Here is a 25,638-nt window from a genome sequence, read left to right as displayed (position 1 = left end):
CTACAACAGGAGGGCGACAGGATGGAGGCGTTTTTGCTGCTGTTCGGTCAAGGCAGGATGATCGACCCGCTGCAGATGGCCATGCGCTCGATTGTCGTGTTTCTGATCGCGCTGGTGCTGATCCGCATCTCGGGCCGGCGCTCGTTCGGACAACGCTCGCCATTCGACTCGGTGGTGGTGATCCTGCTTGGCGCGACGTTGAGCCGGGCCATCGTCGGTGCGTCGCCGTTTATTGCCACGGTCGTGGCGTCGTTCGCGATCGTCGTCTGCCACCGGGCGCTGGCGTGGGTATGCATGCGCTCGCGCGCGCTGGAGCGGCTGGTGGGCGGCGTCGAACGCGAGGTGTTCAGCAACGGCGAATTCAACGCGCGCGAGATGGACGCGGCATTGATCAGCCGAACCGACATTCAGGAAAGCGTGCGGCAGAAAACCGGTTCACGTTCGATGGAAAACGTGGCCGCGGCGATTCTCGAACGCAATGGCGAAGTGAGCGTGATCCGCAAGAAGGCGTGACTCGAACCGGTCAGCCCCGGCCACCGCGCGCGATTTCTTCGCCGGCTCCACGCGGCATGCGCAGCGTGACCGGAATCGACGCGAACGAGCATAGTCCAACCACCAGAAATGCCGGCCAGAAATCCGACCATGTGATGCCAGGATGCCCATGCAGCACGCGTGAGATCTGCAGCACGATGCCGCCGATCGTCACGCCGAGGCCAAGCGACATCTGCTGCACGACGCTGCCGAGACTCGTGGCGCGGCCCACGTCGCGGCTCGCGATTTCCGCGTAAGTGAGCGAGTTCAGACTCGTGAATTGCAGCGCCGGAAAGAAGCCGCCGAGCAGCACGATCACCCAGATGATCCAGGTCGGCGTACCAGGGAAAAACAGTCCGCACGCAGCGATCGAGAGTCCCGACAACGCGGCGTTCACCACCAGCACCGAACGGAAACCGAAACGATGCAGCACGCTCGAGGCGACGGTGCGCATGAACATGCCGCCGAACGCGGACGCGCAGGTGATCAGGCCGGATTCGAACGCGCTCATGCCGTGGCCTTCCTGCAGCATCAGCGGCAACAGGAACGGCAGCGCGCCGAGGCCGATCCGGAACAACGAACCGCCCAGCACACTCGCCTGGAACGTGGGCACCTTGAAAAAGCGCAGGTCCAGCAGCGGCAACGGGACGCGCTGCGCGTAGGCGACATAGGCCGCGAGCAGAACCGCGCCGCACGCGCACATGCCGAACGCGTCGCCGTTGGAAATCAGTTCGCCGCCGACCAGCGACAGCCCGAGCAGAAGCAGCACCGCACCCGCCGCCGACAGAAAAAAACCGATCCAGTCGAGCGGGCCCGGGTCCGGTTCGCGCGTGTTGGCGATGTGCTTGTTGGTCAGATAGATGCCGAGGATGCCGATCGGCACGTTGATGAAGAAAATCAGGCGCCAGTGCAGATAGGTGGTGATGAAGCCGCCGAGCAGCGGTCCCGCGGCCGGGCCGAGCATCGCGGGAACGCTCAGATAGTTCATCGCGCGGATGAAGTCGGCCTTGTGCACCACGCGAAAGATAATGATCCGCCCGACCGGCACCATCATCGCGCCGCCCACGCCTTGCACGAAGCGCGCGAGCGTGAAGGTGGCGAGAGAATTCGACGCGGCGCACAGCAGCGAACCCGTCACGAAGATACCGATCGCCGTGCGGAAGATCGTGCGTGCGCCGAACCGGTCGGCGAGCCAGCCGCACACGGGGATAAACACGCCCAGTCCCAGCACGTAGCTCGTCACCGCGATTTTCAGCGTGACCGGATCGCGCCCGAAGTCGCGCGCCATGGCGGGTAGCGCGGTCACGATCACGTTCGCATCGACGCTTTCCATGAACATCGCGCACGCGACGATAAGGGGCGCAATCAGGGCTTTCTGGACGGCGGTCATGAAGGCGGGCTGCGGCGAACGGTCGCGGGCAAAGGGGTCATTATTGCACCTGTACGGTGCGGTTTGTTAATAGCGCGGCGGCCGATGCCACCCTTTTTAAGTCGGGCGACCGGCCATGTGACCGTCATGCAACAGTCGGTCGTTTTATTGATATTTGTTGCAGTGCGGCAGGAGGCGGTTATAATCGGGTTATTGCCTAGGTATAAACCCTATACAGGAGTCCGCCATGAACACCGCTTCCAACGCTTCCGCCGTCCGCGCTACCGTCGCCGCCAACAGCACTTTCTTCGGCAAGCTGCGCGCCTTGGCCCTGCATGCCCTGAACCTGCATCTGCAAAACTGCGCCGTAATCGCCGAGGCGCATCGCCGTCCGGAGTAAGACAAAGGCCGCGCGCCGCATGCGCTGAGTGATAGAGCAGGGCGCTGACATGCGCCCCGTCTGTCATGCGCACGTCGCCACGGCTTTGCATTATTTCTGCGTCATTTATGCCCGCGAGCGCTGCGATGTCACCGCTGCCCGGCGGCATGCACAGCGAGCGCTGAGCGAACCGATTCCCCATTATTCGAAAATCGTTGCAGCGGCGGCACGCGCATATCGCGCGCTGTGTGCGGGGCTTTCGTCACGCCGGTCGTGTTTGATCTCGTACGGTATCTGGGCCTTACATCGTGGCCTGAGTCAGTCGCGGGCGCGGCGCGACACCTTCGCTACGGTCTTGCGTTCCATGGTCGCTCGCGTCGCGAGCGCGCTCATCAACAGCGCCATGGACACCAATCCGACCAGATACACGCCTGCCATCATCCAATCCTGTTCCGCCATCTTCTTTCTCCTTCAAGTACCGAATTTCACCCGGCAAATGCGCCGCGTTTCACTGAGCTATTGCTCTCGATTACGGCACGCGAAGAGAAAATCTTGATGCTGCGCTTCCATGGTTCGAGCGATACAGCGTGCGCGCACGCTCGGCGCCATGTCGAATCTTCATTCGCGGCGCGTAAATAGCGTTTAAACTTCAGCCCCCTGTCAGCTACCGGGCGCGTCCCGTCACAGCCCAATCGGCAATATCGACCGTTTTATTCGCGCATATCGCCGCAGCGCGCCGCGCGGCGCTTTCAGCTCCGAAGGCCGGCTAAGGTTAAACCCCGCAATCCGGCTGACGCTGTCAACCTTTTTACCCCAATGCCGTTATCCATTTGTAATCGCCAATAACCGGCGATGCCGCGGCAGACGATCCGTCGTCGCAACAGTTCCACGCAAGGCCCAGCATTGACCATGTTCCATCGATATAACTATAAATTCGACCGGCTAGGCGCGATGTTCGACCGTGCATCGAAAACGCTTGGCAACCGGGGACTTCTCTCGCCCCTGCTCGCACTCGTGATTGGCGCGTTGCTGCTGGTCGTCTTGCAACATCTCTCGCAAGCAGTCGACTATCGCTCGGTGATGCATGAGTTGCGTCGGCTGACGGCCGGCGAATGGAGCGCCGCGCTCGGCGCCACCGCGCTCAGCTATGTGGCGCTGGTCGGCCGCGATGCCGTCGGTTTGCGCTATCTGGGTGCGCTCGTGCCGCGTGTGGCGCTGTGGATCGGCGCAACGGCGGGCTCGGCGCTCGGCAACGCCACCGGTTTCGGCGCGCTGACGGGCGGCGCCGTGCGCGCGCGCGTCTACGGCGTGGCGAGCGTCACGCCCGCGCAGATCGGCCGCATGACCGTGTTCACGAGCGTGTCGCTCGCGCTCGCACTGGTGTTGATGACGGCGCTCGGCATGGTCGGCGTGGCCGGCACGCTCGCACCGATGCTGCATCTCGAACCCGTCACGCTGCGTTGGATCGGCATGGCGCTGCTCGCCGTGCTCGCATCGGCCGCCGCCGCGTGTCGCCGCGACACGCGCCCGGTTCGCACGCGGTGGCAGTGGCTCTCGTTCGATATCCCCGCGCGCCGCGACCTGCTCGCGCAAGTGGCGCTCGCAGTGCTCGACGTGGTGGCCGCCGGCCTCGCCTTGTGGGCGCTGCTGCCGCATGCGGATGTGAGCTTCGTGACCTTCATCACGGTCTACGCCGCGGCCATGCTGCTCGGCATGATCGGCCACACGCCCGGCGGCGTCGGCGTGTTCGAAGCGGCGATGGTGTTCACGCTGAACGGCAGCGTGCAAACGCATCAGATGGTTGCCGCCTTGCTCGCGTATCGCGCGATTTACTTCGGTGTCCCTTTGATCGTTTCGGCCGCGCTGCTCGCCGGTTTCGAAGGGCGCGCGCTGAAAAGCCGTTTGCCGCTGCAATATGCCGCTGCGGCGTCCAGGCTCGCGCCGCTGTTTCTGAGTCTCGTCACCTTCGTGGTCGGCGGCATGCTGGTCATTTCCAGCGCGACGCCCGCGTTCTGGCAACGCATTTACATACTGCGCGACGTGCTGCCGCTGTGGGTGCTCGAAAGTTCGCAGATGCTTTGCAGCGTGCTCGGTGTGCTGCTGCTGTTCGTCGCGCGTGGTTTGATGCGCCGGCTGGACGCCGCATGGTGGATGACGCTGCTGCTCGCGGTGCTGAGTCTCGCGTTGTCGCTGACCAAGGGTCTGGCGTTCGTGGAAGCCGGGGTGCTCGGCATGCTCGTCGTGTTGCTGCTGTCCACGCGCCGGCGTTTCAACCGTCATTCGTCGCTGTTCGCCGAGCGCTTTACGGCGGGCTGGCTGGTGTCCGTCGCGATGGTGCTGATGCTGGCCACGTGGGTCATGCTGTTTGCTTTCCGCGACGTGCCGTATACCCGCGACCTGTGGTGGCAATTCGCTTTCGACGAACGCGCGCCGCGTGCGCTGCGCGCGACGCTCGCCGCAAGTGTGTTCGCCGCGACATTCTCGTTCTGGCAGCTGCTGCGTCCCGCGCCGGGGCGCTTCGTCAAACCGGCGCCGGCAGATCTGCACGACGCGGCGCGCATCGTGCGCGCGCAGGAACGCAGCGACGCCGGTCTCGCGCTGATGGGCGACAAGAGCTTCCTGTTCTCCGAGTCGCGCGAGGCTTTCCTGATGTACGCGAAATACGGCCGCACGTGGGCCGCTTTGCACGATCCGGTGGGTCCGCGCGAAGAGTGGGCCGGCCTGATCAGCAAGTTCGTCGCGCTCGCCCACGCGCACGGCGGGCGCGCGGCGTTCTATCAGGTGCGCGCCAACGCCTTGCCGCTTTACCTCGACGCCGGTCTCACGCTGATGAAGCTCGGCGAGGAAGCGCACGTCGTGCTGGACGATTTCGACCTGAAGGGCTCGCATCGCGCGCACCTTCGCTATGCGTTGAAGCGTGGCGAGCGCGATGGCTTCACCGTCGAAGTGATCGATCAGGCGAACGTGCCCGCATCGCTCGAGACGCTGCGCGAGATTTCCGACGGCTGGCTCGACAGTCGCGACGCGCGCGAAAAGAGTTTTTCAGTGGCGGCCTTTACGGACGAATATCTCGCCGCGCAATCGGTGATGCTGGTGCGCCAGAACGGCGAGCCGGCTGCGTTCGTCACCTTCATGACGACCGACCTGAACACCGAAGCGACCGTCGGCGTGATGCGTCATGTGGAAAGCGCGTCGCCGTATGCCATGGAATATCTGTTCACGCAGCTGGCGCTGCATCTGAAACAGGCGGGTTTCCGCTCGCTCAGTCTCGGCATCGCGCCGCTCTCCGGCATGCAACCCACGCCGCTCGCGTCGCGCTGGCATCGGTTCGCCGGCATCGTATGGCGCTTCGGCGGCCGTTTCTATAACTTCCGCGGACTGCGTGCTTTCAAGAGCAAGTTCCAGCCGCATTGGGAGCCGCGCTATCTCGCGGCGTCGGGTTCGGTCGGCGTGTTCTTCACGCTCGCGGACCTGTCATTGCTGGCAGGAGGCCGGCGTTCATGACATTGCATTCGTTGTTCAAGCTCGTTCTCGCAACGAGCCTCGTGACCGGCGGCGCACTCGCGCACGCGGCAACCACCACGACTACCACGACCACCACGGTGCCCGGCGGCCGCTATGGCGACGTCACGGTCACTCAGCCAACTGGTCCGTTGCGCGGCTTCGTGGTGCTGTACTCGCAGGCGAGCGGCTGGAGCGCGGCGGACCAGCAGAGCGCCGACGCGCTCGCCAGGGCCGGTGCGTTGACCGTCGGTGTCGACACGGCTCGCTACGCCGCCAATCTGGTCGCGAAGAAAGAGGCCTGCCATCAACTGGTGGGCGATGCGGAAGCGTTGAGCCATCAGCTCGAACGTCAATCGCGATCGAGCCATTATTTCGCGCCGATCGTCGCGGGTACGGGCCAGGGCGCGACGCTCGCCATGCACGTGCTCGAACAGGCGCCGTCGAATACGATTGCCGGCGCGGTCGCGGTGGACGCCGAACACACGCTCGATGCACGCTTTCAGCCATGCCCGCCGGACCCGACGATTATCCGCGACAAGGTGCCGGGTTTCGTCGAAAAGGCGGCCACGGGTAACGCCGATCGCGCGCGCCTCGTCGCGTTGCTCACGCCGCATTTGCAGGCCGTGTCGACGAGCGACGACGACGTCTCCGATCTGCCGCTCATCGAACTGCCGGCGGCGCATCCGAACGGCCTGATGGCCATCGTGATTTCCGGTGACGGCGGCTGGCGCGATCTCGACAAGACGATCGCGCAGGCGTTGCAGAAAGACGGCGTCTCCGTGATCGGTTGGGACAGCCTTCGCTATTTCTGGAGCGAGAAGCCGCCCGCGCAAACCAGCCGCGACCTCGCGCGCGTGATGCAAACCTACGGCGCGCGCTGGAACGCGCAGCATATCGCGCTCGTCGGCTATTCGTTCGGCGCGGATGTGATGCCGTTCGCCTATAACCGTCTGCCGGAAGCGTTGCGCGCGAAGGTAGCGCTGATCGCGCTGCTCGGCTTCGCGCCCGATGCCGATTTTCAGATTCGCGTGGGCGGCTGGCTCGGCATGCCGGCCAGCGACAAGGCGTTGAAGGTCCAGCCGGAATTGACGCGCGTGCCGCCCGCCATCGTGCAGTGCTTCTACGGCGAGAACGAGAAGGACACCTTGTGTCCGACGCTGACCAAAAGCGGCATCGAGGTGATCCGCACTTCGGGCGATCACCACTTTGGCGGCGATTACAACTCGCTTGAAAAGCGCATTCTCGGCGCCTTCAGGAAGCAGAGCGGCGTGCATTGATCGTCGCATCGCGCATGGCAATCAGCAGGATTGACAAAGCGCCTCAAGTCAACGAAGATGCAACGCATGAACTGCCTCGACATCCGTATTGCGCTGATTATTAGCATCATTCATCGAATGGTGGGTTAGCGCGCGTCTGATAGCAGTGACACATAACCCGCCCCACGAGGCGGGTTTTTTTATGTCCGCTTGCAGCCTGCCTCCTGGTGAACTCTCCGATGATTCGTCCTTGCCGCACAGGAGCTTGCCTTGTCGTTACACCAATTCAAACAGGTGGCCGTTACCGCTGATAGCGTCGCGCTTCGTCACGACTACCTGAAAAAAACCCTGACCGCGCGCGTGTACGACGTGGCCCGCGAGACCGAACTCGAACGCGCGCCGAATCTGTCGGCGCGTCTGCGCAATCCGGTCTATCTGAAGCGCGAGGACAACCAGCCGGTGTTCTCGTTCAAGGTGCGCGGCGCGTACAACAAGATGGCGCATATTCCTGCTGAAGCGTTGGAACGTGGGGTGATTACGGCGTCGGCGGGTAATCATGCGCAGGGCGTGGCGCTGTCGGCGGCGCGCATGGGCGTGAAGGCGATCATTGTGGTGCCGGTGACCACGCCGCAGGTCAAGGTCGATGCGGTACGCGCGCACGGCGGCCCCACCGTCGAAGTGGTGCAGTTCGGCGAGTCGTATAGCGACGCGTATGAGCACGCAGTCAAGCTGCAGGAAGAGCGCGGCCTGACCTTTGTGCATCCGTTCGACGACCCGTATGTGATCGCCGGGCAAGGCACCGTCGCAATGGAGATTCTCAGCCAGCACCAGGGGCCGATTCACGCGATCTTCGTGCCGATCGGCGGCGGTGGACTGGCGGCGGGCGTCGCGGCGTACGTGAAATCCGTGCGCCCGGAGATCAAGGTGATCGGTGTGCAGACCGATGATTCGTGCGCGATGGCCGCGTCTCTGAAGGCCGGTGAGCGTGTCACGCTGAACGAAGTCGGTCTGTTCTCGGACGGCACGGCGGTCAAACTGGTCGGCGAAGAAACCTTCCGCCTGTGCAGCGAATATCTCGACGACGTGCTGCTCGTGAATACCGACGCGCTATGCGCCGCGATCAAGGACGTCTTCCAGGACACCCGCAGCGTGCTCGAACCCGCGGGCTCGTTGGCCGTGGCCGGCGCGAAGCAGTATGCGGAGCGCGAAGGCATCGAGAACCAGACGCTGATCGCAATCACGTCGGGGGCGAACATGAACTTCGACCGCATGCGCTTCGTGGCCGAACGCGCCGAAGTCGGCGAAGCGCGTGAAGCAGTGTTCGCCGTGACAATCCCCGAAGAGCGCGGCAGTTTCCGCCGCTTCTGCGAACTGGTCGGCACGCGCAGCGTCACCGAATTCAATTACCGGATTGCGGATGCGAACTCCGCCCATATCTTCGTGGGCGTGCAGATCAGGAATCGCAGCGAGTCGGCGCAGATCGCGGGCGCGTTTGAGGCGCACGGCTTCGCCACCGTCGATCTGACGTTCGACGAACTCTCCAAGCAGCACATCCGCTACATGGTCGGCGGCCGATCGCCTCTGGCGCACGACGAACGTCTGTTCCGTTTCGAGTTTCCCGAGCGGCCGGGTGCGCTGATGAAATTCCTTTCGTCGATGGCGCCGAACTGGAATATCAGCCTGTTCCACTACCGTAACCAGGGCGCGGACTACAGCTCGATTCTGGTCGGCATTCAGGTGCCCGAAAGCGAGAACGCGGTGTTCAACCAGTTCCTCGCCACGCTTGGTTATCCGAACTGGGAAGAGACGCGCAATCCGGTCTACCGACTGTTTCTGGCATCGTAATTTGGCTCGGGGTTTACCTTGATCTGGCGAAACGCTGCGCGAAAGGTGAGCCGTCGAGCGAATGGGCCACAAGCCTCGTCTGGACGGCGTTAAGGCTCAATTCCGCCTACCGGCGGCATGCGGCTGATCAAAGCTTCTATCTCTAAATTAAATACAGTCTATCCGCCATATCGCGTTGCGCGATACCGTGCGTGATCGTCAAACTGGGTGCAAATCTAATGTCGCATTCAGGAGACGACTCATGCGTACCCAAGTTGGCATCATCGGTGCCGGGCCTGCGGGCCTGCTGCTTTCCCATCTTCTCCATCTGCGCGGCATCGACTCCGTCGTGCTGGAGTCGCGCAGTCGCGATCAGATCGAATCCACCATCCGCGCCGGCGTGCTCGAACAAGGCACGATGGATCTGCTGACCGAAGCCGGTGTCGGCGCACGGATGAAAGCGGAAGGCGCACTGCATCACGGCTTTGAACTCGCTTTCGAAGGCAAGCGGCGCCGCATCGATCTGACCGGACTCACGGGGCATTCGATTACGGTCTACGCACAGCACGAAGTAATCAAGGATCTCGTCGCGGCGCGTGTGTCCGACGACGGCAAGCTGCGCTTCGGCGTCTCGGAGACGTCGATTAACGGCATCGATACCGATAAGCCATCGATCCGTTATCGTCAGGACGGCGAAGCTTATGAACTGCAGTGCGATTTCGTGATCGGCTGCGACGGTTCGCAAGGCGTGTCGCGCGCAGCGGTTCCGCAGGCGTTGCGCAAGGATTTCGAACGTGTGTACCCGTTCGGTTGGTTCGGTATCCTGTGCGAAGGGCCGCCGTCGTCGGACGAATTGATCTACGCGCGCCACGAGCGCGGTTTCGCGCTGATCAGCACGCGCTCGCCGAACGTGCAGCGCATGTATTTCCAGTGCGATCCGAAGGATTCCGTCGAGAACTGGTCCGACGACCGCATCTGGGCGGAACTCCATGCACGAGTCGACTCGCACGACGGCCAGAAGATTATCGACGGCAAGATCTTTCAGAAGAACATTGTCGGCATGCGCAGTTTCGTATCGAACACGATGCAACATGGCCGGCTGTTTCTCGCGGGCGACGCGGCGCATATCGTGCCGCCCACCGGCGCGAAGGGAATGAATCTGGCGGTGGCCGATGTGCGCGTGCTGACCGAGGCGCTGAACGCGTTTTACGTGGAGAATCGCACGGATCTGCTCGACGGTTACAGCGCGACTGCGCTCAAACGCATCTGGCGCGCCGAGCATTTCTCGTACTGGATGACCAGCATGATGCACCGTATCGAAGGCGCGTCGCCTTTCGAGCAGCAGCTTCAGGTGGCCGAACTCGAATACGTGACGACGTCGCGCGCGGCGGCCACGGCGATGGCTGAAAACTACGTCGGCATCGCGGGCGCGCAGGCGTGAGCGGGCAGGGCGCGCATTGAGTCATGTGCGGAGTGGCGCGCCCGTCATTTGCGCGGGCTGAACATCGCGCCGGCTTCTCGCTGTAAGACCAGCCGGCCGACGGGCGCGCTAATCTCGCGATACGTCACGCTTGGGGGAATTGACCTGGCCGGATTCGACGCAGGTGAAGATCTTCGAAAACTATTCATAGGGACGCACCTCGCGCTGTCATTTTGCCAGGGTAAGCTGTGCCTTCGGTGCGTTCTCAAAATAGGGGCAGAGGTCGATGCGGCGTGTGATATTCAACCAGAAGGGCGGTGTGGGCAAATCGACCATCGTATGCAACCTGGCGGCTATCAACGCCAGCGAGAACTTGCGCACGCTGGTCATCGATCTGGACCCGCAAGGCAACTCGAGTCAGTATCTTCTTGGCAAGCAGGCCAGCGATCTCAAGCCCAACGTCGCGGACTTCTTCGAAACGGCCTTGAGTTTCAGTTTCAGGCCGACGCCTGTCTCGACGTTCATTCACCCCACGCCTTTCGAGAATCTCGATGTGATGCCTTCGCATCCCGACCTCGACACGCTGCACGGCAAGCTCGAGTCGCGCTACAAGATCTACAAGCTGCGTGACGCGCTGAACGAACTGGACGAGTACGACGCGATCTACATCGACACGCCGCCGGCGCTGAATTTCTATACGCGCTCCGCACTGATCGCAGTGGAACGCTGCCTGATTCCGTTCGATTGCGACGACTTCTCCCGTCGCGCGCTTTACACGCTGCTCGACAACGTCAAGGAGATTCAGCAGGATCACAACGCAGGGCTCGAAGTCGAGGGAATCGTGATCAACCAGTTTCAGCCGCGCGCGACTCTGCCGCTTCAACTGGTCGAGGAACTGATCAGCGAAGGCTTGCCTGTGTTGGAGTCGCGGCTGTCGACGTCCGTGAAGATTCGCGAGTCGCACCAGTACGCGAAGCCGATGATTCACTTCGATCCCCGTCACAAGCTCGCTCAGGAATTTGTGGCGTTGCATCGGGAATTGATTGGATAGCGAACGCCGCGGGTTGTGAATGTGATAATCCGCCACGTTCTCTAGCTAACGAGGTATGGCAATGCAGGTCTACGGCAGACGCAATTCGATCAACGTGCAGAAAGTGCTGTGGTGTCTCGCTGAACTGGGTTTCGAAGAAGGCCGGGAGTTTTCGCGGATCGACGCGGGACTGGAGTACGGTGTGATCGACACGCCGCAATATCGTGCGCTCAATCCGAATGGCCTGGTGCCGACGCTCGTCGACGGAGAGAGCGTGTTGTGGGAGTCGAATACGATTGTCCGTTATCTGGCCGCGAAATATGACGCGCAGACGCTCTTGCCTTCCGAACCGGCTGCCCGTGCCGACGTCGAGCGCTGGATGGACTGGCAGCTCGGCACGCTGTGGGCGACGTTGCGCATCACGTTCCTGGGACTGACGCGCGTGCCGGAGGCGCAACGCGACTACGACGCCATCAAGCGTTCGTATCGCGAAGCAACGCGGCTTCTGGGCATCGTCGACGCGATCCTCGGAAGGCACGACTATCTCGCGCAGGATCGCTTTACCGTGGCCGATATCGGCGTCGGTCTCGCGGCGCATCGCTGGGTGCAACTGACTGAACGGTTTCCGGACACCCTGGGGGCGCAGCAGCCGTTGCCTTCGCTGGATCGATGGCTTCGAGCGATCAAGGCGAGGCCGGCGTTTTCCGCGGCGGTCGCTTCTTAAGCGGCTATCTGGGCGGCTAATGGTGACGCGTGGTTCGGCGCCAGTCATCGGCATTAAATTCCGTTTAAGGCGGGCGCACGTGCAGGCTTCTGTGGCCACACTCATCCCACCTCCACGTTGATCGCCAAAAAATCTAATCATTGCCGCCGGAATCCCAACCCGGCCGCCTCCCTGATTCATCTCCTTCCATTCCCCGCTGACTCCGGGTCAACCCGCATTGCCAGGCCATGCTCTCGCGCCTATCTTTCTACATCATACGTATGACTTAGAGAGTATATCGTGGCAACCTTGCACAGGCAGGTCCTGAACCAGATGGGCGAGCAGATCTGTTCAGGCAAGTTCATGCCCGGCGACATTCTTCCCGCCGAGCCCGTGCTTGCCGAGCAGATGCAGGTAAGCCGCATCACTATCCGCGAGACGATGAAGTCGCTGTCCGCCAAGGGCATGCTTCAGGTGCGCCGCCGCTATGGGACGGTCGTGCTGCCGCGTTCGCAATGGCAGTTGTTCGACCCGGACGTGATCACGTGGCGGGCTCGGGCGGGCGCAGTCGAGCCGGGCCTCGTCGAAGATCTGATGGAGTTGCGCCTGATCATCGAGCCGAACGCGGCGCGGCTCGCCGCGAAACGCGCGAGCGCGGAAGACCGCGTCGCGGTTCGGCGCGCGTTCAAGTTGATGGAGCGCGCGGTCGCCGGGCATGGCGAATACGTTCCCGCCGACCTGGCGTTTCACGGCGCCATTCTCACGGCCTGCCACAACCAGTTTGTCCAGCAGATGCAGAACGCGCTGTCGGCGATCCTGCGCACCAGCTTCGAACTCAGCTCGGAGATCGAGGGTGGGCCCGCCCGTTCGCTGCCCATGCACGAGGCGCTGTGCGTCGCGATCGAGCAGGGCGACCCCGTGGCGGCGGAGCAAGCCGTGCTGACGCTGATCCATCGCGCCGAGCAGGACTTCGAGGACCGCGCCGCGCTCGATCGCAGCGCTAACGAGAAGCCGGTTTGACGAGTCGCCTTAGCCACGCAACACGGCCATGCGAGGCGGCCTCTTAGGCGGGCCGTCCAGCAGCGGCGCCGCTGCATCCCCAACCCATTTATCGCGACTGTCATGACGGCACGCGAGGGGCGCACTCGCGCCTTGTTATCGAACATCGAGAGGACACGTGCATGACACAGCTATTCGATTTGAGCGGGCGCACGGCGCTCATTACCGGCTCGGCGCGCGGCATCGGCTTCGCGTTGGCAGAAGGCCTCGCTGACGCCGGCGCCGGCGTGGTCCTGAACGGCACGCGCGCCGATACCGTGGCTGAAGCCGTCGAGCGGCTCCGCGCGAAAGGCTTGAACGCTCAAGGCCGCGCGTTCGACGTGACCGACGAAGCCGCCGTCGCCGATGCCTTCGCGCAATGGGACAAGGAAGGCGTGCAGGTCGACATCGTGATCAACAACGCCGGCATCCAGTTTCGCAAACCGCTCGTCGATCTGGAACTGCGCGACTGGCAGCGTGTGATCGACACCAACCTCACGAGCGCATTCATTGTCGCGAAGCAGGCCGCGCGCCGCATGATCGCGCGCGGCACGGGCGGCAAGATCATCAACATCGGTTCGCTGACGAGCGAGGCCGGGCGCGCGACGGTCGGCGCCTATACGGCGGCGAAAGGCGGCATCAAGATGCTGACCCGCGCCATGAGCGCCGAGTGGGGGGGCGCGAACATTCAGGCCAATGCGATCGGTCCGGGCTACATCCTGACCGACATGAATAAGCCGCTGATCGAAAACGCCGCGTTCGATGCGTGGGTCAAGAACAGCAATCCTTCGCAACGCTGGGGCAAGCCTGAAGAACTGGTCGGCACGGCGGTGTACCTGGCGTCGCCGGCATCAAGCTATGTGAACGGCCAGATCATATACGTGGACGGCGGCTGGCTGGCCGTGCTGTAACGACAGATTCGCGCGGGCAGAGCACAACAAAAACACCGCGTTCGCCAGATAGTAAATATGCCGTACCGATCCGGAGACATCATGGAAAGCGTCAAAGCCGTAGCGCCCCAAAGATGGTGGTATCTGATGCCCATCATCTTCATCACCTATAGCCTTGCCTATCTCGATCGCGCGAACTACGGCTTCGCCGCCGCGGCGGGCATCGATCGCGATCTCGGCATCACGCACGGCACGTCGTCGCTGATCGGTTCGTTGTTCTTTCTCGGTTACTGCCTGTTTCAGGTGCCCGGCGCGATCTACGCGCAGCGCAATAGCGTGAAGAAGCTGATCTTTTTCAGCCTGATTCTCTGGGGGCTGTGCGCGGCGGCCACCGGCATGGTCAGCAACATCCCGATGCTGATGGTGCTGCGCTTCGTGCTCGGCGTGGTGGAGGCGGCCGTCATGCCGTCGATGCTGATGTACATCAGCCGCTGGTTCACCAGGAGTGAACGCTCGCGTGCCAATACTTTCCTGATTCTCGGCAATCCGGTGACGGTGTTGTGGATGTCGGTGGTGTCGGGCTATCTGGTGCGCAGCTTCGGCTGGCGTGAAATGTTTGTTATCGAAGGTGTGCCGGCGCTCATCTGGGCGGTCGTGTGGTGGTTCACGGTAAAGGACCGCCCGGCCGACGCGATCGGTCTGATCAACGCGTGCGGCGCGCTCGGTGCGTTCGCCGGTTCGTGGGTGGTGGGGTATCTGAACGTCGCGACCGGCAGCCCGGCGGCTTCCTTTATTTTCATGGCGGGCGGCCTGCTGTCGTCTGTGATCCTGATGATGACCGTGCCGGCGAATTCCGACGAACATGCGAAGCGCGAAGCCGCGCTGCCGCTGCAGCGCACGCAACACTAGTCGATCGAACTGATTGGCTGAAACCTGGCAGATAGAGCATGGCAACCCTGGTTACCGACGTAAAAGTCATCCTGACCGCGCCGGAAGGCATCAACCTGATCGTCGTCAAGGTGGAGACGAACCAGCCCGGTCTGTATGGCCTTGGATGCGCGACTTTCGCTTACCGGCATGTGGCGGTGCAGTGTCTGATCGAGGAATATCTGCGACCGCTGCTGATCGGGCGCGATGCGGACGCGATCGAGGAACTCTGGCAACTGATGCATCAGAACGCGTACTGGCGCAACGGACCGATCGAGAACAATGCGATCTCCGGTGTCGACATGGCGCTGTGGGACATCAAGGGCAAACTGGCGAACATGCCGCTCTACCAGTTGTTCGGCGGCAAGTGCCGTGAAGGCGTGCCGATCTATCGCCATGCGGACGGCCGCGATCTGAACGAATTGTGCGAGAACGTTCAGAAGTATCGCGAGCAGGGCATCACGCACATTCGCTGTCAGAGCGGCGGCTATGGCGGAGCCGGTTTCGGCAGGGCGCCGGCGAGCGCGCCGCAAGGCGCGGCGGACGGCGTCTATCTCGACAGCCGTAAATACATGCGCGACACGCTCAAACTGTTTGACGGCATTCGCAGCAAGATCGGTTTCGACGTCGCGCTGTGTCACGACGTGCATGAACGTTTGAAGCCGGTCGAAGCGATCCGCTTTGCGTGCGAACTGGAGCGGTACGAACTGTTCTTTCTCGAAGACGCGATCGCGCTGGAGGAGGGTGAATGGATGCGTCAGTTGCGCGCCAAAACGACCACGCCGCTGGCGCAGGGCGAGCTATTCAACAACCCGTACGAATGGCGCTTCCTGATTACCGAGCGTCTGATCGACTTTATCCGCGTGCATCTCAGCCAGATCGGCGGGATTACCGCGGGACGCAAGCTGCAGATCTTTGCCGAGCAATTCGGCGTTCGAACGGCATGGCACGGCCCCGGCGACATGTCGCCGTTGGCGCATGCGGCGAATATTCATATCGATCTGGCCGCGCGCAATTTCGGCGTCCAGGAATGGTCGGGCATCGAGCCGCCGAATTTCGTGATCCAGGACCTGAAGGGTCCGAGAGCAGCGCTGCTCGATGTGTTCCCCGGCCTGGCCCAGTTCAGGCAGGGTCACGTCTACGCCAACGACAAGCCGGGTCTCGGTGTCGATATCGATGAAGCGGAGGCCGCGAAATATCCCTGCGAAAATAGCGTAACGACGTGGACGCAAACGCGCCTGAAAGACGGCACGCTACAAACGCCGTGAAATCCCCACTCTGACGTAATGGTGTGCGTGGACACTGGTTTGGCAACAGGATCCGTGCATGGACGCTCCAACGTCGCGCCGCAAAACGCAACTATGCGGGCGATGCAGAACAGTCTCTCCGCTGCTGCACGACAAACGGCGAATTCCGAGCAAATGAATTTGAAAACCACTCGCTGGACAGCCGTTTTTCATTGTAGTGGCAGCAGCAACAGTGAATTCAGGATTGGCGGATTTATCCCGCCGCGCTGGCCGCCTACACTCAATCTACCGCTGCAACGACAGCCCTTGCCGCAGCGCGTAGAAAGACAATCTCTGGAGGTGGTTTCATGAAGTCGCTCATTCAAGCCGTTGCGATCGCCGTTGTTCTTGCCGCGCCGATAGCTTCGTTCGCTCAGTCGTCCAATGAACCTGTATCGCAAGGCGCGCAGACGCAAGCCTCGGGTCATCAAGACCCGGCTCAGGCCGGCAACAGCGGATATGGTTCAGCCAGCGCAGGCACGTGGCAGGCAGGTCAAGGCAGCGATACGACGGTTAGCTCCTACTCGCCGCCGATTCACAACGCGCGTTAAGCATTTCACGAAGCGCGCGGCGAGCCCATCACCGCGCGCGAAACTGAATCTCTTCTTTTATGGCGCGCGCAACAGAGTCATCTCGTTGTGCAGCAGCGCCAGCAAATCATCATCGCTAGGCCGCGTGCCCCAATGCCGCGCGCCCGCCACTGACGCAATTGCGATCCACGAGTGAGGTGGAAACCATTCGCGCAAGAGTGTGCCGTTCTGACGCAAACACAATTGGCCGGTCTGTTCGCTGTATTCGGCGCAGATCAGCGTGTCGTCGATGCGCGCGGTGACTCGTCGTGGATCGCTGCGTAGCAAGTCGTCGCTCCTGCAGAACGTGTGGCGCGAATGCGTGCGCGGCACGGCCGCGTCGTCGACGCGGCCGCGGCTTTTGCATCAATGATCGCCGTGGCCATGGCCGTGATCGTGATCATCGCCATGGCCGTGATCGTCGCCATGACCATGCCAGCCGTTGTCGTGACCGCGCCAGTCGCCGTGCGGACCACGCGCTTCATACCAATCGCGTCCGCCGTGATGACGCTCTTCCCATTCGCGCCGTTCCCAGTAGCGGTGACCGTCGTAATACCGTTCGCCGTACCAGCCCGGACTCACCACGACCACCGGCGGAGCCGGAGCGTAGACCGGCGGTGGCGGGGCATACACGGGTTCGGGCGCATAAACGACGCCTGGAACGCCGATGTTCACGCCCACATCGACGTGGGCCAGCGCGACCGACGAAGCGCCGATTCCGAGACCCGCGACGATCGCCATGGACAGCCAGCGGTTTTGTGATTGCTTCATATTTTAGTTCCGGCTTCTACGATGATGAGTGGAAAGTCTTGCGCGTGTCGTGCTCAATAACGATCGTGATAGTGGTTGTGGTAGCCGCCTTCCGGGACCACGATGCAGCCGCCCAATGCACTGCCGAGTGTGACGGCCAGAATGACCAGCGCGAAAATTCTTTTCATGACATTGCTCCCGTTTCCTTGTGACCCGAACTCTACTGAGCCGCGGCATTACCGGTGTGTTTGTGTGTAACAGGACGTGTCGATTGCGATGTATGCGGGCAATCCATGCGTCGCGTGAATAGCGTGCGTCGAGACGCATTGAGCAGAGGCGGCTCAGCGCGCAGTCTGACGCGCAAGCCATTGAACGCATTGTGGAAAGGTCGGCGTGGCCGGGCGTCTCGCGTTTGCGGTGCGTCGAATCGCGCGTGTATCGACGGCCATTGGGTATGCCGCGGCGCATGTCGTAGCGGCTATGCCATGCGGATACATTCGGTTGCAGACTCACTGTGCAGATCCGCGTTCCCGGCCGATTTATCGAGCCGGCAGTGCGCGCCTGTGCGTTGGCGCGATACCCGAGCCTCGATAGCAAACATGAGCGACAGCATCGTGACGATATCGGCGCCATCGCGTCTACGCGCGATCCTCATTCCGTCGCCTGTGATAAGGACATGAAAAACAAGTGTTTTACGCGCGTCGCCGGGACTGGTTAGATCGCTGGATCGGCTGACCGTCAGCCACTTCAGTTCGATCGCAATCTTGCGGTCAGCGCTGAGCTTTCTCGTCCTCAATCGTCCTCAATCCGTCCTCACACCGGGAGTGGCATAGCATGTCGAATCTGAGTCTCGCGACGTCCAACGCACTGGACATTCATCCCGTCACTGGCCGCATCGGCGCGGAAATCCGCGGCGTACGGCTGTCGAGCCAACTCGAAGCGGCCACCGTCGAAGCGATTCGCGCGGCGCTGGTACGTCACAAGGTGATATTTTTCCGCGGCCAGACGCATTTGCAGGACGCCGATCAGGAAGCCTTCGCCAGGCTGCTCGGCGAGCCGGTTTCGCATCCCACGGTGCCGGTGGTGGACGGCACGGACTATCTGCTCGAACTCGACTCGCATCGCGGCGGCCGCGCCAATTCATGGCACACGGACGTGACGTTCGTCGACGCTTATCCGCAGGCGTCGATCCTGCGTGGCGTGACGATTCCGGAGGTGGGTGGCGACACGGTGTGGGCCAACACGGCCACGGCTTACGACGATCTGCCGCCGCCGCTCAAAGCGCTCGCCGATCAGCTCTGGGCCGTGCACAGCAACGATTACGACTACGCGAATCACACCAGCGTCGGCGAGCGTGGCCGCGATGCCGAGGCGATCAGACGTCACCGCGAGGCGTTCGTCTCGACGCGTTACGAGACCGAGCATCCGGTCGTGCGCGTGCATCCGGAATCCGGCGAAAAGACGCTGATTCTCGGGCACTTCGTGAAGAGTTTCGTGGGTCTCGCGCCGAGCGCGTCGGCGCATCTGCTGGAACTGCTGCAAGGTTACGTGACGCGTCTCGAGAACATCGTGCGCTGGCGCTGGCAGGCCGGCGACGTCGCGATCTGGGACAACCGCGCGACCCAGCACTACGCGGTCAACGACTACGGCGACGCGCACCGCGTGGTGCGCCGCGTGACGCTGAAGGGCGATGTGCCTGTGAGTGTGGACGGCCGCCGCAGTTTCACGCGCAGCGTGCAGCCGAATCCGACGGCCAAGGCGGCCTGACGGCCCGTCGATCTAACGTTCAGCCCGGCTCGGCGGCGATCTGTTGCGGCGCGGCCGCTTGCCGATAACCGAGCCGCGCCGAGATCGCGAGGCCCGCCTTCCTGAGCAGCGCGACATAGTGCGACTTCGTGTCGGCGCCGCAGCGCATGGTCGGAAACGAAATCGACAGGCCGGCGATCACGCGGCCGAAGCGGTCGAACACCGGCACCGCGAGGCACCGCAGACCTTCTTCCTGTTCCTCGTTGTCCTCGCCGTAGCCTTGCTCGCGCACGTGCGGCAGAATGTTCAGCACGGCCTCGGCGGAAGAGAGCGTCTTCTGCGTCGACTTGCGGAATTCGACGTGCGAGAGCACTTCGCGCGCATCGGCCGGATCCATCCACGCCAGCAGCACCTTGCCGATCGCCGTGCTGTGCAACGGATTGCGCCGGCCGATGCGCGACTGCATGCGTAGCCCGTAGTCGGCGTCGATCTTGTGAATGTAGATGATGGCGTCTTCGTCGAACGCGCCGAGATGCACCGCCTCGCGCGTCGCTTCACCGATGCGGCGCATTTCCACGTCCGCCTCGCGCACCAGATCGACACTTTCCAGCGCCTTCGCGCCGAGTTCGAACAGGCGGATGGTCAGCCGGTAGCGCTCCGTTTCCACTTCCTGCGTGACGTAGCCGAGCGCTTTTAGCGTCTGGATTACGCGATGCACGGTGGTCTTCGACATGCCGAGCCGCTGCGACAGTTCGCTGATGCCGATCTGTCCGCTGTCGCCAATCGCGCCGAGAATCGCGAAGACGCGGCCGATGGACGAGGCCGATTCGCCCTTGTCGCCGCAGTCGGCATTCTCCGCGTCTTGCGCTTGTGGGGCGCCGTCGTCCTTGCGCTGTTTGCCTGCTGATGCCATTTCCGTCTTCCCTGTCTATCCGTTCCAGTGCCGTTCCCGCAAGTCGCTGGTATTTCCCGGCGCGTGCGCCCGTGAGGCGTCGGGAGCATACCGCGTCCTGCGCCCGCTGCCGGGTCAGCGAGCGAGCCAGCCGCCGTCTACTGCCAGTGTATGCCCATGCACGTAGTCCGAAGCCGCCGACGCGAGGAATACCACCGGCCCCGCGAGATCGTCCGGCGTGCCCCAGCGGGCGGCCGGGATGCGGCTCAGAATCTCGTCGTTGCGCTGTGCGTCGTTGCGCAGCGCGGCCGTGTTCGCGGTCGCCATGTAGCCCGGCGCGATCGCATTGACGTTGATGCCTTGCGCCGCCCATTCGTTCGCGAGCAGCCGCGTGAGACCGAGCACGCCGCTTTTCGACGCCGTGTATGACGCGACGCGGATGCCGCCCTGAAACGACAGCATCGACGCGACGTTGATGATCTTGCCGCCGCTTTGCTGCTTCACGAATTGCCGCGCGGCAGCTTGCGAGAGAAAGAACAGGCTCTTCAGATTGACGTCCACCACGGCGTCCCAGTCGGCTTCGGTGAAATCGAGCGCGTCCTCGCGGCGGATGATGCCCGCGTTGTTCACCAGCACGTCGATGCGGCCGAACGCTTCCACAGCGGCGCGCACGATGTCCTCGACCGGCGCGATCGAGCCGAGATCGGCGCGCACGTCCGCGAAGCGTCGTCCGCAGGCTTCCACGCGCGCGGCGGTGTCGCCGGCGTCGGCGCGGCTCACGCCGACGATGTCGCAACCGGCCGCGGCAAGCGCGACCGCCATGCCGGCGCCGAGCCCCGTATTGCTGCCGGTGACAATGGCGACGCGGCCGGTGATATCAAAGGGATTCACGATGTTCGATGCCATGTCGCGCGGTCGTGGTTGCTGTTGTGAAAAGGGCGGTCCATCAACGCAAATCCCGCACCGCGATGTGATCCATATCGCTGAACACCTGGTTTTCGCCGACCATGCCCCAGATGAACGTGTACGCCCGCGTGCCGACGCCGGAGTGAATCGACCAGCTCGGCGAGATCACCGCCTGTTCGTTGTGCACGAGAATATGCCGCGTCTCGTTCGGCTCGCCCATCATGTGAAAAACGGCGGCGTCGTCGGCGACGTTGAAGTAGAAATACACCTCCATGCGGCGTTCGTGCGTATGGCACGGCATGGTATTCCACAGGCTGCCCGGTTCGAGTTTCGTCATGCCCATGGAAAGCTGGCAGGTGGGCAGCACTTCGGGAACGATGAACTTGTAGATGGTGCGGCGGTTGCTCGTGGCGGGGTCGCCGAGCGTTTGCGGCGAGGCTTGCGCGAGCGAGATGGTGCGGGTCGGATACGACGTGTGAGCGGGCGCGCAGTTCAGATAAAACTTCGCGGGGCGCGCGGCGTCGTCGCTGCCGAAGGCGATGGACTGCGTGCCTTGGCCGATGTAGATCGCCTCTTCATTGCGTACCGCGTGGCGCGTGCCGTCCACGTCGACCCAGCCGTCGCCGCCGATATTGATCGCGCCGAGTTCGCGCCGCTCCAGCAGATAGCTCACGCCTATAGCCTTGCCGACGGAACCGGGCACCTCGACCGCGCGCGCCACCGGCATCGCGCCGCCGACGATGATCCGGTCGATATGGCTATAGGTCAGCTTCAGCGCATCGCGCTCAAACACCTGATCGACCAGAAATGCCTTGCGCAGCCCCTCGGTATCCAGCGTCTTCGCGTATTCGCTGTTGATGGCCTGTCTCACTTCCATTGTTCCGTCTCCGCTGGGGTTGTGGGCTCGACTGTAGCGCAGAAATACAGTTTCGGAACAGCGGTCCGAAAATATTGCGATGCCGCATCATGACTGACAAGGCTTTGGGAGAACGCTCGGGTAAACGATGAGCTAGATTTATCAATGAAACGGAACAGCGTTCCTATCACGGTGCTATATTGCGCCGAAAGGGAGCAGCCCGGCGCGAGAGCGGGACATTACCCAGGGTGAATTACCCGATAACTGGACGCGAAGTCCATGGAGGAGGCATGAAGCTCAAGAAGGCCATCGACCGCATTCCTGGCGGCCTGATGTTGGTGCCGTTGCTGCTCGGCGCTTGCGCCCACACATTTGCGCCGGGCGCGGGCAAATACTTCGGCTCGTTCACCAATGGCTTGATCTCCGGCACCGTGCCCATTCTGGCGGTGTGGTTCTTCTGCATGGGCGCGACCATCGACCTGCGGGCGACCGGCACGGTGCTGCGCAAGTCGGGCACGCTGCTGGTGACGAAAATGCTCGTGGCGTGGATCGCGACCATCATCGCCTCGCACTTCATTCCAATCGACGGCGTCAAAGCCGGACTCTTCGCCGGCCTCTCGGTGCTGGCGATCACGACGTCGATGGACATGACCAACGGCGGTCTCTACGCGGCCGTGATGCAGCAGTACGGCACCAAGGAAGAGGCGGGCGCGTTCGTGCTGATGTCGATCGAATCCGGCCCGCTCGTCAGCATGATCATTCTCGGCGCGACCGGTGTGGCGTTCTTCGAGCCGCGCCTGTTCGTCGGCGCGGTATTGCCGTTTCTGGTCGGCTTCACGCTGGGTAACCTGGATGGCGAGCTGCGCGAGTTCTTCGGCCGTTGCGTGCATCCGCTGATTCCGTTCTTCGGCTTTGCGCTCGGTAACGGCATCGACCTCAGCGTGATCGTGAAGAGCGGCTTGCCGGGCATCGTGCTGGGTCTCGGCGTGATCGTCGTGACGGGCATACCGCTGATTCTCGCGGACCGCTGGATCGCGGGCGGCAATGGCGCGGCGGGACTGGCGGCTTCGTCGACGGCAGGGGCCGCAGTGGCGAATCCGGCGATCATCGGCGAGATGATTCCGAGCTTCAAGCCGCTGGTGCCGGCCGCGACGGCGATGGTCGCGACGGCCTGTCTGGTGACTGCGATTCTGGTGCCGATCCTCACGGCGATGTGGGTACGCCGGCATCATGCGCGCGACGCGTTACACGAGGAGTTCGCAAGGGCAGCGGCAGGCAACGCGCCGCCCCTGAATGAACGGGACGTCCATGTGTAGCGCAGCAAAGGCGGCTCGCTTTCGCTCTAATCGAGAAGCGTAAGCGGGCCGTGCGCCGGTGGCTTTGTTATCGCGCCAGGTTTGCTTCGCGCATGTTCCCGCTGAAGCGGCCGCAGCTCCACGGTCTTGCCAGTCAACGTGGGTTGCATGAGTCCTGAAGTCGTATCGTTCATGACAATAAAAAAGTCCGCGAGCAACGACTCGCGGACCCAGTACGGTGGTGTGAAAACAGGCGGCGATAACGCCGCCCGGTTCCGCCTTAAACCGACATCACCGATACCGCCTTGGTGACCAGATAGCCTTCCATTGCTTCCGGACCGCCTTCCGAACCGTAGCCCGAATCCTTCACGCCGCCGAACGGCATTTCCGGCGACGGCGTGGCCGGCTGGTTGATCCACAGCATGCCGACTTCCAGTTGTTGCGACAGCAGATGCACGTTGGTGAACGACTTCGTGAACGCGTAACCGGCCAGACCGTACGGCAGACGGTTGGCTTCGGCGATTGCTTCCTCGAGCTTGTCGAAGCCGCGGATCGCGGCGATCGGGCCGAACGGCTCGTTATTGAACACGTCCGATTCGAGCGACACGTTGGTCAGCACGGTCGGCGCAAAGAAGTTACCTTCCGAACCCACGCGTTCGCCGCCCGTCTCGACCTTGGCGCCCGTCTTGCGCGCGTCGTCGAGCACCTTGCTCATTGCCGTCAGACGACGGGCGTTGGCGAGCGGGCCGAGTGTGGTGCCTTCGGCGAGGCCGTCGCCCAGCTTGAGGCCTTCAGCATGCTTCACCAGCGCCGCGGCGAACTCTTCGCGAATGCTGTTGTGCACCAGGAAGCGCGTCGGCGAGATGCAGACCTGGCCGGCATTGCGGAACTTCGCGCCGCCCGCGGCCTTCACGGCGAGCGCCACGTCGGCGTCTTCGGCCACGATCACCGGCGCATGACCGCCGAGTTCCATGGTGGCGCGCTTCATATGCGCGCCGGCCAGTGCCGCCAGTTGCTTGCCGACCGGCGTCGAGCCAGTGAACGTCACTTTGCGGATCACCGGATGCGGGATCAGGTAGCCCGAAATTTCAGCGGGATCGCCGAACACCAGACCGACCGTGCCCGCCGGCACGCCGGCTTCGACGAAAGCCTGCAGCAGTGCCGCCGGCGACGCCGGGGTTTCTTCCGGCGCCTTGACGAGGAACGAGCAGCCGCATGCGAGCGCCGCACTCAGCTTGCGCACGACCTGGTTGACCGGAAAATTCCACGGCGTGAAGGCGGCGACCGGGCCGATCGGTTCCTTCAGCACCAGTTGCTGCGCCGCGAGGTTGCGCGACGGCACGATGCGGCCGTAGACACGGCGGCCTTCGTCGGCGAACCATTCGATGATGTCCGCGGCCGCCAGCACTTCGACGCGTGCTTCGGCAAATGGCTTGCCTTGCTCGAGTGTCATCAGGCGGCCGATGTCCGAGGCCCGCTCGCGCACCAGCGCGGCGGCTTTGCGCATGGTCGTGGCGCGCTCGTTGGCCGGCACCTTGCGCCAGGCTTCGAAGCCGCGTTGCGCGGCGGCCAGCGCGCGGTCCAGATCGGCGATGCCGGCATGCGCCACTTTGCCGATCGCTTTGCCGGTAGCAGGATTGATGACGTCGAGGGTTTTGCCGCTGGCGGCATCGCACCACTCGCCGTTGATCAGAAGTCGGGTATCGGTGTAGTTCGAGGTTGCCATGCTGAAGTTCCTATGTAGGGGAAAACGACAAGGCCGCGCGGTCGTGAAATATTGGGCTGGACCTGCGCGGGCCCTGGATGGACTGCCGATAACCAGACAGTTTATCTGATTGCATCGAATCGCACCGGCGGGCCGCCGGCTATGGCGCGCGGCACGCGTCTTGCGACGGCGTTGTCGCGGCGTCGAAAAAACGGGCAAAGCAACGCCGCGCAAAGAAGCGTAGAGTCGAGCGGCGGAGGCAGAATCCGGCGCACCCGCGGCGGCGGGCGAAGCTCGGCGAAAGCAGCCCAATCAACCCAGATGCACAGAGGAATCGACATGCCAACCGGTACAGTGAAATGGTTTAACGACGCGAAAGGTTTTGGTTTTATCACCCCCGACGACGGCGGCGAAGATCTGTTCGCGCACTTCTCGGAGATTCGTTCCGAAGGTTTCAAGTCCTTGCAGGAAAACCAGAAGGTCAGCTTTGAAATCAAGCAGGGGCCGAAAGGCAAGCAGGCGGCGGATATCAAGCCGGTCTGAGGTCATGGCCGGTGCACACGCGCAATGCGTGCGCGCCGGCCATCATGGCGCGTCACCCACACATAAAAAAGCGCCTCGTTCACACGCGTGACATGAAGCGCGGCGAGCGGGATCGCCCGCACGATCCTCTCTAGCACATCTAATCCGACGCCTGTTTCGAAGCACATGAAACAGCGCCGCCGGCATCGTCAGCGGCCATATTTTCCTTAAGGTTTCCTT

The 25,638-nt window shown here is 62.8% G+C and carries 24 protein-coding genes; 16 read left to right on the top strand and 8 right to left on the bottom strand.

Going from position 1 to position 25,638, the window contains the following annotated elements; all coding sequences use genetic code 11:
• The first annotated feature begins 21 nt into the window (after window positions 1-21).
• Window positions 22-513, top strand: coding sequence for a YetF domain-containing protein (locus B0G82_RS17240; protein WP_121308098.1), 492 nt, complete (start codon window positions 22-24; stop codon window positions 511-513).
• Window positions 514-523: 10 nt separating this feature from the next.
• Here the strand turns inward: B0G82_RS17240 and B0G82_RS17235 are convergent, their stop codons facing one another.
• Entirely contained in the window at window positions 524-1,921 is a 1,398-nt protein-coding gene (locus B0G82_RS17235) for an MFS transporter (protein ID WP_121308096.1), read from the bottom strand.
• 226 nt (window positions 1,922-2,147) lie between these two features.
• On the opposite strand from B0G82_RS17235, the gene B0G82_RS40095 reads away from it, so the two are divergent.
• On the top strand, window positions 2,148-2,300 hold the full coding sequence (locus tag B0G82_RS40095; RefSeq protein ID WP_166679109.1) for a hypothetical protein: 153 nt from the start codon (window positions 2,148-2,150) through the stop codon (window positions 2,298-2,300).
• Window positions 2,301-2,597: 297 nt separating this feature from the next.
• Here B0G82_RS40095 and B0G82_RS40090 read toward each other — a convergent pair whose 3' ends face one another.
• Window positions 2,598-2,738, bottom strand: coding sequence for a hypothetical protein (locus B0G82_RS40090; RefSeq protein ID WP_181916754.1), 141 nt, complete (start codon window positions 2,736-2,738; stop codon window positions 2,598-2,600).
• A gap of 492 nt (window positions 2,739-3,230) precedes the next feature.
• Between B0G82_RS40090 and mprF the strand changes: the two genes are divergently transcribed.
• The 11 genes from mprF (at window position 3,231) to B0G82_RS17180 (ending at window position 16,708) form a co-directional block, all read left to right on the top strand.
• Window positions 3,231-5,783, top strand: coding sequence for a bifunctional lysylphosphatidylglycerol flippase/synthetase MprF (gene mprF / locus B0G82_RS17230; protein WP_241974697.1), 2,553 nt, complete (start codon window positions 3,231-3,233; stop codon window positions 5,781-5,783).
• Entirely contained in the window at window positions 5,780-7,060 is a 1,281-nt protein-coding gene (locus B0G82_RS17225) for an AcvB/VirJ family lysyl-phosphatidylglycerol hydrolase (RefSeq protein WP_121308092.1), read from the top strand. The genes mprF and B0G82_RS17225 overlap by 4 nt, the downstream gene beginning before the upstream one ends.
• 249 nt (window positions 7,061-7,309) lie before the next feature.
• Complete coding sequence (gene ilvA / locus B0G82_RS17220; protein WP_199730100.1) at window positions 7,310-8,884, top strand: threonine ammonia-lyase, biosynthetic; 1,575 nt, start codon at window positions 7,310-7,312, stop codon at window positions 8,882-8,884.
• A gap of 241 nt (window positions 8,885-9,125) precedes the next feature.
• Window positions 9,126-10,304, top strand: coding sequence for a 4-hydroxybenzoate 3-monooxygenase (locus B0G82_RS17215; RefSeq protein ID WP_121308090.1), 1,179 nt, complete (start codon window positions 9,126-9,128; stop codon window positions 10,302-10,304).
• Window positions 10,305-10,569: 265 nt separating this feature from the next.
• Window positions 10,570-11,334, top strand: a complete 765-nt coding sequence (locus B0G82_RS17210; protein WP_116141724.1) for a ParA family protein — start codon at window positions 10,570-10,572, stop codon at window positions 11,332-11,334.
• 55 nt (window positions 11,335-11,389) lie between these two features.
• Window positions 11,390-12,037, top strand: a complete 648-nt coding sequence (locus B0G82_RS17205; RefSeq protein ID WP_241974607.1) for a glutathione S-transferase N-terminal domain-containing protein — start codon at window positions 11,390-11,392, stop codon at window positions 12,035-12,037.
• A 279-nt stretch (window positions 12,038-12,316) separates the two neighbouring features.
• On the top strand, window positions 12,317-13,036 hold the full coding sequence (locus tag B0G82_RS17200; RefSeq protein ID WP_121308086.1) for a FadR/GntR family transcriptional regulator: 720 nt from the start codon (window positions 12,317-12,319) through the stop codon (window positions 13,034-13,036).
• A 161-nt stretch (window positions 13,037-13,197) separates the two neighbouring features.
• Window positions 13,198-13,965 (top strand): SDR family oxidoreductase, encoded by a 768-nt coding sequence (locus tag B0G82_RS17195; protein WP_121308084.1) that lies wholly within the window; start codon window positions 13,198-13,200, stop codon window positions 13,963-13,965.
• An 81-nt stretch (window positions 13,966-14,046) separates the two neighbouring features.
• Complete coding sequence (locus tag B0G82_RS17190) at window positions 14,047-14,853, top strand: MFS transporter (protein WP_121308082.1); 807 nt, start codon at window positions 14,047-14,049, stop codon at window positions 14,851-14,853.
• 38 nt (window positions 14,854-14,891) lie between these two features.
• Window positions 14,892-16,139 carry an enolase C-terminal domain-like protein gene (locus B0G82_RS17185; RefSeq protein ID WP_121308080.1) on the top strand — a complete coding sequence of 416 codons (1,248 nt, stop codon included), beginning with the start codon at window positions 14,892-14,894 and terminating at the stop codon, window positions 16,137-16,139.
• Window positions 16,140-16,465: 326 nt separating this feature from the next.
• Window positions 16,466-16,708 carry a hypothetical protein gene (locus B0G82_RS17180; RefSeq protein ID WP_121308078.1) on the top strand — a complete coding sequence of 81 codons (243 nt, stop codon included), beginning with the start codon at window positions 16,466-16,468 and terminating at the stop codon, window positions 16,706-16,708.
• Between the two features lie 57 nt (window positions 16,709-16,765).
• Here the strand turns inward: B0G82_RS17180 and B0G82_RS17175 are convergent, their stop codons facing one another.
• Window positions 16,766-17,014 carry a hypothetical protein gene (locus B0G82_RS17175; RefSeq protein ID WP_106284393.1) on the bottom strand — a complete coding sequence of 83 codons (249 nt, stop codon included), beginning with the start codon at window positions 17,012-17,014 and terminating at the stop codon, window positions 16,766-16,768.
• Window positions 17,015-17,092: 78 nt separating this feature from the next.
• Window positions 17,093-17,497: a hypothetical protein gene (locus tag B0G82_RS17170; RefSeq protein WP_106284323.1), complete on the bottom strand. Its 405-nt coding sequence runs from the start codon at window positions 17,495-17,497 to the stop codon at window positions 17,093-17,095.
• 813 nt (window positions 17,498-18,310) lie between these two features.
• Between B0G82_RS17170 and B0G82_RS17160 the strand changes: the two genes are divergently transcribed.
• Complete coding sequence (locus tag B0G82_RS17160) at window positions 18,311-19,243, top strand: TauD/TfdA family dioxygenase (RefSeq protein WP_121308074.1); 933 nt, start codon at window positions 18,311-18,313, stop codon at window positions 19,241-19,243.
• 19 nt (window positions 19,244-19,262) lie between these two features.
• On the opposite strand, the gene kdgR is transcribed toward B0G82_RS17160, so the two are convergent.
• From kdgR to kduI, 3 genes are all read right to left on the bottom strand, one after another.
• Window positions 19,263-20,135: a DNA-binding transcriptional regulator KdgR gene (gene kdgR / locus B0G82_RS17155; RefSeq protein WP_121308073.1), complete on the bottom strand. Its 873-nt coding sequence runs from the start codon at window positions 20,133-20,135 to the stop codon at window positions 19,263-19,265.
• A 114-nt stretch (window positions 20,136-20,249) separates the two neighbouring features.
• Complete coding sequence (gene kduD / locus B0G82_RS17150) at window positions 20,250-21,020, bottom strand: 2-dehydro-3-deoxy-D-gluconate 5-dehydrogenase KduD (RefSeq protein ID WP_121308071.1); 771 nt, start codon at window positions 21,018-21,020, stop codon at window positions 20,250-20,252.
• Window positions 21,021-21,060: 40 nt separating this feature from the next.
• On the bottom strand, window positions 21,061-21,897 hold the full coding sequence (gene kduI / locus B0G82_RS17145) for a 5-dehydro-4-deoxy-D-glucuronate isomerase (protein ID WP_121308069.1): 837 nt from the start codon (window positions 21,895-21,897) through the stop codon (window positions 21,061-21,063).
• 269 nt (window positions 21,898-22,166) lie between these two features.
• Between kduI and kdgT the strand changes: the two genes are divergently transcribed.
• Complete coding sequence (gene kdgT, locus B0G82_RS17140) at window positions 22,167-23,192, top strand: 2-keto-3-deoxygluconate transporter (RefSeq protein WP_121308067.1); 1,026 nt, start codon at window positions 22,167-22,169, stop codon at window positions 23,190-23,192.
• A 259-nt stretch (window positions 23,193-23,451) separates the two neighbouring features.
• Here kdgT and B0G82_RS17130 read toward each other — a convergent pair whose 3' ends face one another.
• On the bottom strand, window positions 23,452-24,897 hold the full coding sequence (locus B0G82_RS17130; protein WP_116117117.1) for an NAD-dependent succinate-semialdehyde dehydrogenase: 1,446 nt from the start codon (window positions 24,895-24,897) through the stop codon (window positions 23,452-23,454).
• Between the two features lie 318 nt (window positions 24,898-25,215).
• Between B0G82_RS17130 and B0G82_RS17125 the strand changes: the two genes are divergently transcribed.
• Complete coding sequence (locus tag B0G82_RS17125; protein WP_007181784.1) at window positions 25,216-25,419, top strand: cold-shock protein; 204 nt, start codon at window positions 25,216-25,218, stop codon at window positions 25,417-25,419.
• The last annotated feature ends 219 nt before the right edge of the window (window positions 25,420-25,638 follow it).

The organism is Paraburkholderia sp. BL17N1, from assembly GCF_003634175.1.
GTDB lineage: Bacteria > Pseudomonadota > Gammaproteobacteria > Burkholderiales > Burkholderiaceae > Paraburkholderia.
The sequence above is the reverse complement of the archived record's forward strand: the minus strand, read 5'-3'. Positions and strand labels throughout refer to the sequence as shown.

Excerpts from the sequence above, each read along its gene's own strand:
- B0G82_RS40095 (WP_166679109.1), top strand. The coding sequence starts at position 2,148 with ATGAACACCGCTTCCAACGCTTCCGCCGTCCGCGCTACCGTCGCCGCC.
- B0G82_RS17235 (WP_121308096.1), bottom strand. The coding sequence starts at position 1,921 with ATGACCGCCGTCCAGAAAGCCCTGATTGCGCCCCTTATCGTCGCGTGC.
- kduI (WP_121308069.1), bottom strand. The coding sequence starts at position 21,897 with ATGGAAGTGAGACAGGCCATCAACAGCGAATACGCGAAGACGCTGGAT.
- kdgR (WP_121308073.1), bottom strand. The coding sequence starts at position 20,135 with ATGGCATCAGCAGGCAAACAGCGCAAGGACGACGGCGCCCCACAAGCG.
- B0G82_RS40090 (WP_181916754.1), bottom strand. The coding sequence starts at position 2,738 with ATGGCGGAACAGGATTGGATGATGGCAGGCGTGTATCTGGTCGGATTG.
- B0G82_RS17240 (WP_121308098.1), top strand. The coding sequence starts at position 22 with ATGGAGGCGTTTTTGCTGCTGTTCGGTCAAGGCAGGATGATCGACCCG.
- B0G82_RS17180 (WP_121308078.1), top strand. The coding sequence starts at position 16,466 with ATGAAGTCGCTCATTCAAGCCGTTGCGATCGCCGTTGTTCTTGCCGCG.
- B0G82_RS17205 (WP_241974607.1), top strand. The coding sequence starts at position 11,390 with ATGGCAATGCAGGTCTACGGCAGACGCAATTCGATCAACGTGCAGAAA.
- B0G82_RS17125 (WP_007181784.1), top strand. The coding sequence starts at position 25,216 with ATGCCAACCGGTACAGTGAAATGGTTTAACGACGCGAAAGGTTTTGGT.
- B0G82_RS17170 (WP_106284323.1), bottom strand. The coding sequence starts at position 17,497 with ATGAAGCAATCACAAAACCGCTGGCTGTCCATGGCGATCGTCGCGGGT.
- B0G82_RS17190 (WP_121308082.1), top strand. The coding sequence starts at position 14,047 with ATGGAAAGCGTCAAAGCCGTAGCGCCCCAAAGATGGTGGTATCTGATG.
- mprF (WP_241974697.1), top strand. The coding sequence starts at position 3,231 with ATGTTCGACCGTGCATCGAAAACGCTTGGCAACCGGGGACTTCTCTCG.
- B0G82_RS17215 (WP_121308090.1), top strand. The coding sequence starts at position 9,126 with ATGCGTACCCAAGTTGGCATCATCGGTGCCGGGCCTGCGGGCCTGCTG.
- B0G82_RS17130 (WP_116117117.1), bottom strand. The coding sequence starts at position 24,897 with ATGGCAACCTCGAACTACACCGATACCCGACTTCTGATCAACGGCGAG.
- B0G82_RS17195 (WP_121308084.1), top strand. The coding sequence starts at position 13,198 with ATGACACAGCTATTCGATTTGAGCGGGCGCACGGCGCTCATTACCGGC.
- kduD (WP_121308071.1), bottom strand. The coding sequence starts at position 21,020 with ATGGCATCGAACATCGTGAATCCCTTTGATATCACCGGCCGCGTCGCC.
- B0G82_RS17225 (WP_121308092.1), top strand. The coding sequence starts at position 5,780 with ATGACATTGCATTCGTTGTTCAAGCTCGTTCTCGCAACGAGCCTCGTG.
- kdgT (WP_121308067.1), top strand. The coding sequence starts at position 22,167 with ATGAAGCTCAAGAAGGCCATCGACCGCATTCCTGGCGGCCTGATGTTG.
- B0G82_RS17210 (WP_116141724.1), top strand. The coding sequence starts at position 10,570 with ATGCGGCGTGTGATATTCAACCAGAAGGGCGGTGTGGGCAAATCGACC.
- B0G82_RS17185 (WP_121308080.1), top strand. The coding sequence starts at position 14,892 with ATGGCAACCCTGGTTACCGACGTAAAAGTCATCCTGACCGCGCCGGAA.
- B0G82_RS17160 (WP_121308074.1), top strand. The coding sequence starts at position 18,311 with ATGTCGAATCTGAGTCTCGCGACGTCCAACGCACTGGACATTCATCCC.